The organism is Pseudomonas sp. TH21 (assembly GCF_016651025.1).
GTDB lineage: Bacteria > Pseudomonadota > Gammaproteobacteria > Pseudomonadales > Pseudomonadaceae > Aquipseudomonas > Aquipseudomonas aylmerensis.
The window spans coordinates 1,608,792-1,621,429 of record NZ_JAEKEQ010000001.1 but is presented as its reverse complement, the minus strand read 5'-3'; the positions used below and the strand labels follow the sequence as shown (position 1 = coordinate 1,621,429).

Below are 12,638 nucleotides of genomic sequence, written 5' to 3'. Positions count from 1 at the left end.
CGCCCCCATGCGCCTGTTCCGCATTCTGAGCCTGTTGTTGGTGGTACTCGCACCTTCGGCGTTTGCCGACAGCCCGTACCTGGTGGAAATGATCCTGGTGCGACAGAACGCCGAGCCGGTGATCAACAGCCGCCCCGCGCCGGAAAACTGGGATGCTGGCGCCGCGCGGCTGGGTGAGCGGATGAGCCCGCCACGCCTGGGCAATATCGTCGACAAGCTCAGCGCCGACTCTAGCTACACCGTGCTCGCGCACAAGGCCTGGGAGCAGAACCTCGGCGAGCAGCCCGTGAAGATCGCGATCAGCGACGGCCAGGAGCAGTTCGGCCAGTTTCCCATCGAGGGCGTGCTGAACCTGCAACTGGGGCGTTTCACCGATATAGACGCGGATTTCTGGATCAATCAATTCGACGCCAACGGCAGCGTGATTGCCAGCGAACACCTGAGCCAGCACGACGTGCGCACCAAGAACAACCAACTCAACTACCTCGACGGCGGCCACCTGGCGCTGCTGATCAAGATCACCTCGCTGACCGCCAAGCCCCCCAGCGCGCCGCCGCCCGACATTCAGGACTGATCCAGCGCCATGCCCCTGACGTCGTCGTTGACCAAACCCCTGGCCCCTTCGTGGGCCAACCGCTTCAAAGAGCAGAGCCTGGAGCGCGGGCGGCGTTATGCGCTGGAGAACCGCGTGCGCATCGTCGAGTCCGGCGACAGCACCATCGTTGCCAGTTGCGAAGGCTCGGGCGGCAACGTGTATCGGCAGACCATCTCGTTGCGCGAATCGGCCAAGGGCACGTTGATCCTCGTCGACAGCCGCTGTACCTGCCCGGTGCACACCAATTGCAAACACATCGCGGCAGTACTGCTCAAGGTCCAGGAAACCCTCGCCTACCCGGCCGCCGCCCAGGATGCCGAGCTGCTCGAGAAGCTGCAGGCCGTGCTGGATAACCGCGTGGTGGTACCGCAGGTGGTGATGGAAGACGTGCCGCCGGTGCCACGCCTGTGGCTGGCGAGTGTCGAGTTCAGCGCGTTTGAACCGCGCAACGGCAAAATGCAGCGCTATATCCAGCATCGCGCGGCGCTGTCGTTCAATTACCTGGGCAACTATGTCAGCGGGCAGAAGAACGCCGATATCATTGTGCGCCAGGAAACCCAGAGCCTGCGCATCAAGCGCCATCCAGAGCTGGAGCAGCCCTATCGCGAGCAACTGCGCCTGCTGGGCTTCAAGATCGCCACGCGCCAGAGCAAGGCCTTGCCGGAAAGCGCCGGCGAACTGTTCGAGATGGTCAATGACAGCGCCTGGCTGAACTTCACCCTCAACGCCTCGCCCACCCTGCGCGCCGAGGGCTGGGAGCTGCAGATCGATGAGGATTTCGGCTTCGACCTGAGCCCGGTGGACGACTGGTATGCCACCGTCGACGAAGGCCCCGAACGCGATTGGTTCGACCTCGAACTGGGGATCATCGTCAATGGCGAGCGCCTGAGCCTGCTGCCGATCCTGCTCAACCTGATGCGCTCCCACACCGAAATCCTCAACCCGGAGAAACTCGCGCGGCGCCGCGATGATGAACTGATCCTGGTGAATATCCCCGGTTTGCCGAATGGCGGCCATGGCCCACTGCAAGTGGCATTGCCCTATGGCCGGTTGAAACCGGTCCTGGCCACCCTCGGCGAGTTTTATCTGCAGGAACCCGGCACCACCACGCTGCGCCTGGCCAAGGCCGATGCGATCCGCCTCAACCCGCTGGATGACTTGCCGCTGCAGTGGCAAGGCGGTGAAAAGATCCGCAACTTTGCCCAGCGCCTGCGCGACATCAAGGACTTCACCAGCGTCGCGCCTGCAGGGTTGAACGCCACGCTGCGGCCTTATCAGCTGGAAGGCTTGAGCTGGATGCAGTCACTGCGCCAGCTGGATGTCGGCGGAATTCTTGCGGATGACATGGGCCTGGGCAAAACCCTGCAGACCCTGGCGCATATTCTTACTGAAAAAGCCGCCGGGCGCCTGGATCGGCCATGCATGGTGGTGATGCCCACCAGCCTGATCCCCAACTGGCTGGACGAAGCGGCGCACTTCACCCCGCAGCTCAAAGTGCTGGCGTTGTACGGCGCCGGACGCAAAAAACATTTCGCCAACCTGCAGGACTATGACCTGCTATTGACCACTTATGCACTGTTGCCCAAGGACATCGAGAGACTCGCGGCCCTGCCCCTGCACGTCTTGATCCTGGACGAAGCCCAGTACATCAAGAACCCGACGAGCAAGGCCGCCCAGGCGGCACGCGAGCTGAATGCCCGGCAGCGCCTGTGCCTGAGCGGCACCCCGCTGGAAAACCATCTGGGCGAGCTATGGTCGTTGTTCCACTTCCTGTTGCCGGGCTGGCTGGGTGACGTCAAAAGCTTCAATCGCGATTACCGCGTGCCGATCGAAAAACGCGCCAGTGATGTGCGATTGCAGCACCTCAACGGTCGGATCAAGCCGTTCCTGCTGCGCCGCACCAAGGAACAGGTGGCGACCGAGTTGCCACCCAAGACCGAGATCATCCACTGGGTCGACCTCAACGAGGCCCAGCGCGACGTGTACGAAACCATGCGCCTGGCCATGGATAAAAAGGTCCGTGACGAGATCACCCGCAAAGGTGTGGCACGCAGCCAGATCATCATTCTTGAAGCACTGCTCAAGTTGCGCCAGGTGTGCTGCGACCTGCGCCTGGTCAACGACGCCACCCTGCCCGCGCGTGGCAGCAGCTCGGGCAAGCTGGACAGCCTGATGGAGATGCTCGAGGAATTGTTTGCCGAGGGCCGGCGGATCCTGCTGTTTTCCCAGTTCACCTCAATGCTGAGCCTGATTGAAGTCGAACTGCAAAAGCGCGGTGTTGCCTACGCACTGCTGACCGGCCAGACCCGTGATCGGCGCACACCGGTGAAGGATTTCCAGAGCGGCAAACTGCAGATTTTTCTGATCAGCCTGAAGGCTGGTGGCGTTGGCTTGAACCTGACCGAAGCCGACACCGTGATCCACTATGACCCTTGGTGGAACCCGGCCACCGAAAACCAGGCCACCGACCGTGCGTATCGGATCGGCCAGGAGAAGCCGGTGTTCGTGTACAAGATGATCGCGCGGGGCACGGTAGAGGAGAAAATCCAACACCTGCAGAAGGAGAAATCCGATCTGGCGGCGGGCGTGCTGGATGGGCGTACGACCGGGGATTGGCAGTTGGGTAACGAGGATATCGAGGCGCTGTTTGCGCCGTTGCCCAACAAGCAAGAGAAACGTTGACGGCCAGATGACCATCGCCGGCAAGCCGGCTCCTACCATGGAACGCATTCGCCTGTAGGAACCGGCTTGTCGGCGATGGGCGCGACGCGGTCTCAATCAATCAACTGAGCATCCCGCAGCGCAGTCAGCGCCGCCAACCAACGTGGATCCTGCTTGTAGTCCGTCGAGGCAAACGCCTGCCCACGCATCCGCGCAATCCGCGCCGACGGCGTCACCTTCATGCGCTGCGCCGCACTCAGAGCCAGCTCCGCTGCTGCGCGGTCATTGCACACCAGGCCCATGTCGCAACCGGCGGTCAGCGCCGCTTCGATGCGACTGGCTGCATCACCGACCACATGCGCCCCGGCCATCGACAGATCATCGCTGAAAATCACCCCATCGAACTGCAGCTCGCCGCGCAGAATGTCCTGCAGCCAACGGCGCGAGAAACCGGCCGGCTGCGGGTCAACCTGTGGGTAGATGACATGCGCGGGCATCACCGCCGCCAGTTGCTGGCTCAGGCGTGCGAAAGGCACCAGGTCATTCGCACGAATCTGTTCCAGGCTGCGTTCATCATTGGGAATCGCGACGTGGGAATCCGCCTCAGCCCAACCGTGACCCGGAAAATGCTTACCGGTGGCGGCCATGCCGGCGCTGTTCATGCCCCGGATAAAGGCCCCGGCAAGTACCGCAGCACGTTCGGGGTCGCCTTCGAACGCGCGGGTGCCGACCACGGCGCTGCGCTGGTAGTCCAGGTCCAGTACGGGGGCGAAGCTGAGGTCGAGGCCGACCGCCAGCACCTCGGTGGCCATGATCCAGCCGCATTGCTCGGCCAGGTACTCGGCGTTGGGGTTATCCGCCAACGCACGCATGGCCGGCAGGCGCACAAAGCCCTGGCGCAGGCGTTGTACCCGACCACCCTCCTGGTCGACCGCCAACAGCAGATCCGGGCGCACGGCACGAATCGCCGCGCTCAGCTCGCGCACCTGGCGTGGATGCTCGATATTGCGCGCAAAAATGATCAGGCCGCCCACTTCGGGTTGGCGCAACAACTGGCGATCCTCGGCCGTGAGCCAGGTACCGGCCACGTCAACCATCAAAGAACCTTGCAGCGCAACACTCATAATCCTTCCTTAAATAACGCACACAACCCGTCGACCTCACACGGCGCGACTGGCGCGGTGAGCTCAACGGGTTGCGAGTAAATAGCTGAATTCGGCATGGCGGCTAGCTTAGCGGATGCAAGCGGCCACGCACACCCGAAGCGGTCAAACCTTGGCGACGGTCGGCGCGGATTTGCTGCGTGGGCGCAATTGCGCGGCGGCCATCGTCGGGTCGGTCACACCGGTTTCGGCGCGCATGCCGGCGGCCAGGAAAGGCACCATCAGGCGCATGACCTGCTCGATGGAGGTGTTGACGCCGAAATCGGTCTCGGCAATCGCACGCAGGGCCTTGATCCCGGACATGCTGAACGCCGCCGCACCGAGCATGAAGTGCACGCGCCAGAACAGTTCGATCGGCGGGATACGCGGGGCGGCCTCGTTGACCAGCAACATATAGCGACGAAACACCTTGCCGTACATGTCTTCCAGATAACGCCGCAAGTGGCCCTGGCTCTGGCTGAATGCCAGCCCCAGCAGGCGCATGAAGATCGACAGGTCGTTGCCGCTGCGCGGCTGCACCACCAACGCCTGCTCGACGAGGATTTCCAGCAGGTCTTCCAGGGTTGGCTTGTGATCGGCCTTGTCCTGACGGCGCTCGAGCTCACGGTCGAGACTGGCACAGAACGGCCCCAGGAAGCGCGAGAACACTGCCTGGATCAGGGCCTTTTTCGAGCCGAAATGGTAGTTCACGGCGGCGAGGTTGACCCCGGCCTTGCTGGTGATCAGCCGCAATGAAGTTTCAGCAAATCCTTTTTCCGCGAACAATTGCTCGGCAGCATCGAGAATGCGTTCAACGGTTTCCGACTGGGCCATGGCTACTCCGCCTGACAAACACTTGTTTGAAACATACGTTTCAGGGTGTGTCTTGTCAAGCCTGCGGGTTCGCTTTCCGGCCGGGTAGTCATCTATTTCGTCGCTATTTAATCACATCCCTACCGGTCTGTAGGCAGCGCTATCTCTGCCCTGTAGGACGGGTGACGAATGACCGTCCAGCGGAGTGCCCGAAAAGGATGATTGCCAAGCGCAGTTCACTGTATATAATCCCAGTCACTGTATAAAAAGACAGAGCGATCAACATGCTAAAACTGACGCCACGCCAAGCTGAGATTCTGGCTTTTATCAAGCGCTGCCTCGATGACAACGGCTACCCGCCGACACGAGCGGAAATTGCGCTGGAACTGGGGTTCAAGTCCCCTAACGCCGCCGAGGAACACCTCAAGGCCCTCGCTCGCAAAGGCGCGATCGAGATGACCCCGGGTGCTTCGCGCGGCATTCGCATCCCTGGCTTCGAAGCCAAGGCCGACGAATCGACCCTGCCGATCATCGGTCGCGTCGCTGCCGGTGCGCCGATCCTGGCGCAACAGCACGTCGAGGAATCCTGCAACATCAACCCCACCTTCTTCCACCCTCGCGCCGATTACCTGCTGCGGGTGCACGGCATGAGCATGAAGGACGTGGGTATTTTCGATGGTGACCTGCTCGCCGTCCACACCACCCGCGAAGCCCGTAATGGCCAGATCGTCGTCGCCCGTATCGGCGATGAAGTCACCGTCAAACGCTTCAAGCGCGAAGGCAGCAAGGTCTGGCTCCTGGCCGAGAACCCTGAGTTCGCCCCGATTGAAGTGAACCTGAAAGATCAGGACCTGGTGATCGAAGGCTTGAGTGTCGGCGTCATTCGCCGCTAAAGGAGGCATCATGCAGCTCGTGCACACCCCCCAACACACACAACTGTCGCTGTTCGAGGCCTTCATGGCCCAACCCCTTGCACCGATCCTCAAGGAAGCGGTCGAGGCGCCCTGGAGTGCCGAACCCGAGGCGTTCAGTGAATTGTCGTTGCGCGGTGCAGCTGGGAGCTGCCTGAGCCTGCTGGCGCCGATCCTTCGCGAATTGAGCGAAGAACAGGACGCGCGCTGGCTGACCCTGATCGCCCCGCCTGCCAGCCTGACCCAGGCCTGGCTGCGGGACGCGGGCCTCAACCGCGAGCGCATCCTGTTATTGCAGCCACGCGGCACGCAAAGCGCCCAGCAACTGACTTGCGAAGCCTTGCGCCTGGGCCGTAGCCACACCGTGGTGAGCTGGCTGAACCCACTGAATGCCACCGCCAAGCAACAGCTGATCAGCGCAGCGCGCACAGGCGACGCGCAGAGTTTGAATATTCGATTGGGATAACACGAAGACTCAGCTTGGTGAGGAGCGGGCTTATCTTAAGAGCCGACCTCTATGAGTGGCGGGCTTGTTATGACAAGCGGGCTTATGTGACAACCGGGCTTAGCTTATATGTGGTGGGCGGGCTTATATGTGGAGAGCGGGCTTGCCCCGCGTTGGGCTGCGAAGCGGCCCCAAAACCAAGCACCGTGGAATACCTGATATATCGCGTTGAATCCATCCAGGGCTGCTTCGCAGCCCAACGCGAGGCAAGCCCGCTCGCCACACAAGCCAGCTCACCACAACACGCCGATTAACCAGCAAGCCGATTCACCTCAACAAGCCTACTCGCCAAAGCAAACCTGACTCACCTCAAGAGATCTGGCGCCCCTCAAGACACCCGCCTCCGCCACAACAAGCCTGCTAACAACAGAACTCAGTGAAGCACTCGCGGCCCGTCTTCTTTCTCCGGCTCGCCTTCCGCCAGGCGACCAGCCATCTGCACGCCCACGCTCAACATGGCTTTAGCCACTTCCACGTGCTGGCCTTGGAGGAACACCTTGGCGTCCTCGGAAAAATCCAGAATAACCAGAGAACCCTCGTCCTCAGCCCGGCGCAGCTCGATTCGGCCGTCAGGCAACTCAACAATTTCCAGAAAGGACGTTGGCATAAAAGTCTGTTCTCCACGAAAGGCCGGGATTATATCAGTCATCCACCCGGAATCGCTGAGGATCTGGCCAGGTTTCTTTGCGGCTTGATGAATGGTGCCGGTATGCCTTGGTTAAAATGTGGCAGCGGGCTTGCTCGCGAAGGCGGTGCATCAGTGCCCTATAAACGCCTGGCACTCCGCCTTCGCGAGCAAGCCCGTCCTGGTGTAAATCAGTGACGCCGCCTCAGCACTCGTTGAGGCCTTCACGAAAGCGCAGGGCCATCTTTTTCAGCTCCTGGCGCCAGCCTTCCAGCTCTTCCCGACTCAGGGGCTTGGGCTCTTCCTCTTCCAGCGCAACCGCTACGATCAACGGCTGAGTTACGTCACCCTTGGGCACGTGGGGAATTCGCGGTGGCTGGAACATGTCCGCATGCGCCTTGAGCAGGCGCGCCACCCAGCTATCAGGGCTCTGGGCCATTTCCACCAGCTCGGCCAGCTCAGGAATAGCCATGGCCTCCAGCACTTCGCGGTTCATGATCATTTCCGCGCGCGGCGAACCCGCCTGGGGCAAGCGATAGAACCCGGCGATTTCATGGCACAGCCCCAGCAACGCGCCGTACAGGTGGAACAACGCCGCCTCACGCCCCGCCTGGACCAGCGCGATGGCATTCATCTCCTTCCCTTCCTCGGCGCGGCCGAGGGCTTCCAGGGATAAGCCCGCGAAGTAAATTTTCTGGTTGGTACGGGTATAGAGTTCGTTGGCCATAACGGCAGTCTCCACAACGAAAAAGCGTGATGCTGGCTTAACAGTGTCACGGATCAACCGCCCACACTGCAAGCATGGAGTAGAGGGCGGGCACTGCCCCTCTTTAGACACTATCTACGATGGTGCACACCTCTTTCTCATCAGCGCCCTTAATTGCAGGTATCACCAGCGTCTCCAACCCCATTCACATGGCGCCCTATAGATAATTGACGGGCTAATACCCGGCTAATAGGTGGTCAGCTTTATGGGGAACGTTCCGTCACCTGTCACTCATTTCTCTGACAGCTAACCTGCGTGCCTTGAATGGAAAGTCCTTTTGCATAACCACAAAAGCAAATGCCCCGACAAGTCGGGGCATTTGCTTTCAGTCTGTTTCAGGCGACCGTCGTATTACTCGACCACGTCGATCAAGCGCCCTGGCGCTTGTCTTCGACCTTCCACTTACCGCCGTCGTAGAACGCTTTCCAGCCGGTAGGCTTGCCGTCCACTTCGGACTGCACGTACTGCTCCTTGGTCTTGCGGCTGTAGCGGATCACGGCCGGACGACCGTCGGGATCCTTCTTCGGCGCTTCACACAGGAAGTGGTACTTAGGATCGATCTCATCCTTGTGCGGCACGATCTCCAGCACCAGCGGCGCTCGGGTCTCGCGGTTTTTCGGGAACTGGCTGGCGGCCAGGAACAGGCCCGAAGCGCCGTCACGCAGGATGTAGGTGTCGTTGACCTTCTCGCACTTGAGTTCAGGCATCTTCACCGGGTCCATTTTCGGCGGCGCCGCGTCACCGCTTTTCAGCAGTTTGCGGGTGTTCTTGCACGTCGGGTTGGTGCAACCAAAGAACTTACCGAAGCGGCCAGTCTTGAGCTGCATCTCGCTGCCGCACTTGTCGCACTCCAGGCTTGGGCCTTCGTAGCCCTTGATGCGGTAGCTGCCTTCCTCGATCTCGTAGCCGTCGCAATCCGGGTTGTTACCGCAGATGTGCAACTTGTGCTTCTCGTCGAGCAGGTAGGCATCCATCGCCGTGCTGCAGATCGGGCAGCGGTGCTTACCACGCAGTACCAGCGACTCGGATTCACCCTCGTCGTCGGCGGCGATTTCATCACCCGGCACAAGGTTGACGGTAGCCTTGCAGCGCTCTTTCGGCGGCAGGCTGTAGCCCGAGCAACCGAGGAACACGCCGGTAGACGCGGTACGAATCTGCATCGGGCGGCCGCACGTCAGGCACGGGATGTCGGTCATCACCGGCTGGTTGGCACGCATGCCGTTCTCGGGGCTTTCGGCCACTTCGAGTTTTTTCTTGAAGTCGCCGTAGAACTCGTCGAGCACGTTCTTCCAGTCGCGCTCGCCCTGGGCCACGTCATCGAGGTTCTCTTCCATGCCGGCGGTGAAGCCGTAGTCCATCAGGTTGGAGAAGCTCTCGGACAGTCGCTCGGTGACGATATCGCCCATCTTTTCCGAATAGAAACGACGGTTGTGCAGCGCGACGTAGCCACGGTCCTGGATGGTGGAAATGATCGCGGCGTAGGTCGACGGACGACCGATACCGCGTTTTTCCATCTCTTTTACCAGGCTGGCTTCCGAATAACGCGCCGGTGGCTTGGTGAAGTGCTGAGACGGGTCGAGCTTGATCAGCTTCAACGTGTCGCCCTGGGCCATGTCCGGCAGCACATCGTCGTCGCCCGGCTTGGCGATCTGCGGCATGACGCGGGTGTAACCATCAAACTTGAGGATACGGCCCTTGGCACGCAGCTCGAAGTCACCAGCACCCACGCTGACGGTGGTGGACAGGTATTGCGCCGGCAGCATCTGGCAAGCCAGGAACTGGCGCCAGATCAGCTCGTAGAGACGCTCTGCATCGCGTTCCATGCCGCTCAGCTTGCTCGGCTCGGTGTTCGCGTCGGAAGGACGAATCGCTTCGTGAGCCTCCTGGGCGCCCTCTTTGCTGCTGTAGACGTTCGGCTTCTCCGGCAGGTACTTCTTGCCGAATTCGCTTTCAATATACGTACGCGCCATCGCCACCGCGTCAACCGACAGGTTGGTGGAGTCGGTACGCATATAGGTGATGTAGCCGGCTTCGTACAGACGCTGGGCCATCATCATGGTTTTCTTCACGCCGAAGCCCAGGCGGTTACTCGCGGCCTGTTGCAGGGTGGAGGTGATGAACGGCGCCGACGGCTTGCTGCTGGTCGGTTTGTCTTCGCGCTTGACGATGCTGTAGCTGGAGGCCTTGAGCTTCTCCAGCGCGGCCATGGCCTGGGCTTCGTTCAGCGGCTTGAAGGCCTCGCCTTTTTCACGGGCCACTTCGAAGCGCACATTGGCGCCCTTGGCAGTCCCCAGGTCGGCGTGGACTTCCCAGTATTCTTCCGGGTTGAACGCACGGATCTCGCGCTCACGCTCCACCACCAGCTTAACCGCGACCGATTGCACACGGCCGGCGGACAGGCCACGGGCAATCTTGGCCCACAGCAGCGGCGAAACCATGTAACCGACGACGCGGTCGAGGAAACGCCGGGCCTGCTGGGCGTTGACGCGGTCGATATCCAGCTCGCCCGGCTTGGAGAAGGCTTCCTGGATGGCTTTCTTGGTGATTTCGTTGAACACCACGCGCTTGTAGCGGCTGTCGTCACCGCCGATGGCTTCCCGCAGGTGCCAGGCAATGGCTTCCCCTTCGCGGTCCAAGTCCGTCGCGAGATAGATGGTGTCAGCATCCTTGGCGAGCCGGCGCAGCTCTTCGATGACCTTTTCCTTGCCTGGAAGGATTTCGTACTTGGCCTTCCAGCCATGTTCCGGGTCCACACCCATGCGCGAGACCAGCTGCTTGCGCGCTTTCTCTTTAGGGCTGAGCACCGGACCTTCGCCCGCAGTTGCCTTGCCGCGCTTGGCGGCTGGCTCCTTGCTGGCGCTAGCCGAACCGCTGGTGGGCAGGTCTCGGATATGGCCGATACTCGACTTCACCACGTACTCGTTGCCCAAGTACTTGTTGATGGTCTTGGCCTTAGCCGGGGATTCCACAATGACCAGCGATTTGCCCATGGATCGGAAAATTCCTGAATTCGAGAAGTGAAAGGCAGTTGGCGCCTGTCGCGGCAACGCTATATATAGTGGCAACAAGGTGAGGTCAAGCGCAGCATTCTGCGCGGCCTGCCGTTATTGCCCTGAAAAAAGACTGGGTTCGGCCTGGACCAAAGCAAAGCGCGGGACCTGCTCGCCGTCAACTTCGACGGTCTCCAGGAACATGCTCAAAGGACGTACCCAAAAGCCGTAATCGCCATACAGTGCTTGGTAAAACACCACTTCCTCTTCGGTCTCGGAGTGCCGTGCCACGTTGAATACGCGGTACTGCGGCCCCTTGTAATGTTGGTAGAGCCCTGGTTCGACTTTCATGCTCTGGCCCTCTTACAAAATTTGTTGAAAAAAAATATTAAAAATTCCAAAAAACAAAAACCGGGGCACTGGGCCCCGGCTTCCGTCATCCCAACGCTTAGAGGCGTTCGAAGACGGTGGAGATGCCTTGGCCGAGGCCAATGCACATGGTAGCAACCCCAAGGTTGCCGCCATTTTGCTTCATCACGTTAAGCAGAGTGCCGGAAATACGCGCACCGGAGCAACCAAATGGGTGGCCCAGGGCAATCGCACCGCCGTGCAGGTTAACCTTCTCGTTCATCTTGTCGAGTACTTTCAGATCTTTCAGCACTGGCAGGGCCTGTGCGGCGAAAGCTTCGTTGAGCTCGAAGAAGTCGATATCGGAGATGGTCAGGCCTGCGCGCTTCAAGGCTTTTTGTGTGGCCGGTACTGGACCATAGCCCATGATTGCCGGGTCCACACCTGCGACTGCCATCGAACGAATCACCGCCATCGGCTGGATACCCAGGTCCTGGGCCCGCTGCGCCGACATCACGATCATGCACGAAGCACCGTCCGTGATCTGCGACGAAGTACCGGCTGTCACGGTGCCACCCTTTGGATTGAAGGCCGGCTTGAGGGCCGCCAGGCTTTCCAGGGTGGTATCCGGACGAATGGTTTCGTCGTAGTCGAACAGTTTCAGGAAACCGTTCTCGTCATAGCCGTTCATCGGGATGATCTCATCCTTGAACTTGCCTTCCACGGTCGCCTTGTGGGCGAGCTGGTGGGAACGCAGGCCGAAGGCGTCCTGGGCTTCACGGGTAATGCCGTGCATCTTGCCGAGCATTTCCGCGGTCAGGCCCATCATGCCCGAGGCTTTTGCCGCGTACAGCGACATGTGCGGGTTAGGATCGACGCCGTGCATCATGCTGACGTGGCCCATGTGCTCCACGCCACCGACCACGAACACATCACCGTTACCGGTCATGATCGCCTGGGCGGCGGTGTGCAGCGCGCTCATCGACGAGCCGCACAGGCGGCTGACGGTCTGGCCAGCGGCCGTGTGCGGGATCTGGGTCATCAACGACGCCATGCGCGCGATGTTCCAGCCCTGCTCCAGGGTCTGGTTGACGCAGCCCCAGATCACGTCCTCGACTTCGTTCGGGTCGACCTTGACGTTACGCTCCAGCAGTTTGCTGATCAGGTGCGCCGACATGTCTTCGGCGCGGGTGTTGCGGTGCATGCCGCCCTTGGAGCGGCCCATCGGAGTACGACCGAAGTCGACAATCACGACGTCTCTTGGATTCAAGCTCATAAATAT

At 60.6% G+C, this 12,638-nt stretch carries 11 protein-coding genes; 4 read left to right on the top strand and 7 right to left on the bottom strand.

Going from position 1 to position 12,638, the window contains the following annotated elements:
* The first annotated feature begins 7 nt into the window (after positions 1-7).
* A complete protein-coding gene (locus tag JFU04_RS07235) occupies positions 8-574 on the top strand; it encodes a CsiV family protein (protein ID WP_065901998.1) in 567 nt (188 codons plus the stop codon).
* Between the two features lie 9 nt (positions 575-583).
* On the top strand, positions 584-3,277 hold the full coding sequence (locus JFU04_RS07230) for a DEAD/DEAH box helicase (protein ID WP_106804814.1): 2,694 nt from the start codon (positions 584-586) through the stop codon (positions 3,275-3,277).
* Between the two features lie 92 nt (positions 3,278-3,369).
* Here the strand turns inward: JFU04_RS07230 and nagZ are convergent, their stop codons facing one another.
* Together nagZ and JFU04_RS07220 are read right to left on the bottom strand one after the other, a co-directional pair.
* On the bottom strand, positions 3,370-4,368 hold the full coding sequence (gene nagZ, locus JFU04_RS07225) for a beta-N-acetylhexosaminidase (protein WP_177410376.1): 999 nt from the start codon (positions 4,366-4,368) through the stop codon (positions 3,370-3,372).
* A 156-nt stretch (positions 4,369-4,524) separates the two neighbouring features.
* Positions 4,525-5,232: a TetR/AcrR family transcriptional regulator gene (locus tag JFU04_RS07220; protein ID WP_201143747.1), complete on the bottom strand. Its 708-nt coding sequence runs from the start codon at positions 5,230-5,232 to the stop codon at positions 4,525-4,527.
* A 263-nt stretch (positions 5,233-5,495) separates the two neighbouring features.
* Between JFU04_RS07220 and lexA the strand changes: the two genes are divergently transcribed.
* Positions 5,496-6,104 carry a transcriptional repressor LexA gene (gene lexA / locus JFU04_RS07215; protein WP_003172575.1) on the top strand — a complete coding sequence of 203 codons (609 nt, stop codon included), beginning with the start codon at positions 5,496-5,498 and terminating at the stop codon, positions 6,102-6,104.
* Positions 6,105-6,114: 10 nt separating this feature from the next.
* A complete protein-coding gene (sulA, locus tag JFU04_RS07210; protein ID WP_065902006.1) occupies positions 6,115-6,588 on the top strand; it encodes an SOS-induced cell division inhibitor SulA in 474 nt (157 codons plus the stop codon).
* A 412-nt stretch (positions 6,589-7,000) separates the two neighbouring features.
* Here the strand turns inward: sulA and JFU04_RS07205 are convergent, their stop codons facing one another.
* The 5 genes from JFU04_RS07205 to fadA all read right to left on the bottom strand — a co-directional run bounded on the left by JFU04_RS07205 (position 7,001) and on the right by fadA (position 12,632).
* Complete coding sequence (locus JFU04_RS07205; RefSeq protein WP_010212068.1) at positions 7,001-7,234, bottom strand: hypothetical protein; 234 nt, start codon at positions 7,232-7,234, stop codon at positions 7,001-7,003.
* Positions 7,235-7,457: 223 nt separating this feature from the next.
* Positions 7,458-7,979: a DUF6586 family protein gene (locus JFU04_RS07200; protein WP_201143746.1), complete on the bottom strand. Its 522-nt coding sequence runs from the start codon at positions 7,977-7,979 to the stop codon at positions 7,458-7,460.
* Between the two features lie 407 nt (positions 7,980-8,386).
* On the bottom strand, positions 8,387-11,008 hold the full coding sequence (gene topA, locus JFU04_RS07195; RefSeq protein WP_201143745.1) for a type I DNA topoisomerase: 2,622 nt from the start codon (positions 11,006-11,008) through the stop codon (positions 8,387-8,389).
* Between the two features lie 114 nt (positions 11,009-11,122).
* Complete coding sequence (locus JFU04_RS07190) at positions 11,123-11,359, bottom strand: DUF1653 domain-containing protein (protein ID WP_021490990.1); 237 nt, start codon at positions 11,357-11,359, stop codon at positions 11,123-11,125.
* Positions 11,360-11,456: 97 nt separating this feature from the next.
* A complete protein-coding gene (gene fadA, locus JFU04_RS07185) occupies positions 11,457-12,632 on the bottom strand; it encodes an acetyl-CoA C-acyltransferase FadA (RefSeq protein ID WP_065902012.1) in 1,176 nt (391 codons plus the stop codon).
* Positions 12,633-12,638: the final 6 nt, after the last annotated feature.